Here is a 1,144-nt window from a genome sequence, read left to right on the forward strand (position 1 = left end):
TTTCTTATTTGGCCTACAGTCTCACTAGACTACAGCACTCATACAGCATTATCCCTGGCCTTAGTGATGTTATTAACTCAAGGTTCAACGTTTCAAGTTCACTGGCAAGTTGCCTTGGGAGTATCATTCTTAGCGTATGCGATTTTAATGCTTTACCAGCAATATCATACTATTGCAGACATAGTCAGCACCGCTTTCATCCTGGTTCCGAGTCTGTTTATTATTAACAGGAAACTGGTCTCTAAAGACCCAAATTGGGAACACTGTTCAGCTAAGCCTTATAAGAGTTCATAAAGTCGATGCCTGGCTTTAAGGCGCATCGCCAAACTAAAGCTGCTTCCTCACAAAAGTTAGGGTAGGTATCTTCAATAGCCTGAATGAAAGAGTCTACGAAAAGTTTATACATATATTCGTCAGCTCGAACTTTATCGGCGTGATGTCGAGCGATAGTTTTTAGGTATTCGCTTTCTTTATTAGTACAGTAGAATTTGACTAAGTGCTTTATAGATTCTCGAAGCATTTGCTTCTGCTTATCCATATCGATATAAGCAAAAGCATTTTTTATTAAATTAGAGCTATTAAAAAAGTGTGTATAGAAAGAATCAAAAAAGTTGCTATCGTTACTCAGAATAAAATCGTAACTATCGTCAAAATGACTCCCGAGAGATTCAATCATCCCCATTACTTAAGCGCTCCAATGCAATTTTTATTCAGAAAGAAAATATTTTAGACTAAACATGCACATTGTTCTAAGTAATTATCGTTTTCACTCAGATGATATTCCAAGGCTGCAGATACGAGTAGTCTTATAGCCAGCCGGGATAAATTACTCGCTAAACTCTTCTAAGATAATCTTTAGGCGTACATCCAGTCCAACGTTTAAACGCTCTCAAAAAGCTAGCGGACTCAGCGTAACCTAACTGATCAGCCAATGCGGCCACTGACACTTTCCCTGCAGCCATCATCCCTAGACAGCGCTGTTTCTTATGCTCATCCAGGATACCTTGGTAACTCGTGTTGGCAGCGCTTAGTTTTCTGCGGAAGGTACGCTCACTCACAGAAAACATCTTTGCCACTTCAGGAACGCTTGGAAAGCGCCCTTCGTAGCCTTCAATGACTTGCTTGGTTTGTGAAACAATATCTT

At 39.9% G+C, this 1,144-nt stretch carries 3 protein-coding genes; 1 reads left to right on the forward strand and 2 read right to left on the reverse strand.

The genetic code is table 11. From position 1 onward, the window contains the following. Positions 1–294: hypothetical protein (locus A3729_RS34095; protein ID WP_231877482.1), on the forward strand; the 294-nt coding region annotated here is incomplete at its 5' end. Here A3729_RS34095 and A3729_RS21520 read toward each other — a convergent pair. Next, positions 272–676, reverse strand: coding sequence for a globin (locus A3729_RS21520; protein ID WP_082886007.1), 405 nt, complete (start codon positions 674–676; stop codon positions 272–274). The genes A3729_RS34095 and A3729_RS21520 overlap by 23 nt on opposite strands. Positions 677–833: 157 nt before the next feature. Next, positions 834–1,144 (reverse strand): AraC family transcriptional regulator (locus tag A3729_RS21525; RefSeq protein WP_156498062.1); only part of this gene is annotated, 311 nt, incomplete at its 5' end.

The sequence above is a fragment of the Oleiphilus sp. HI0043 genome (assembly GCF_001634935.1).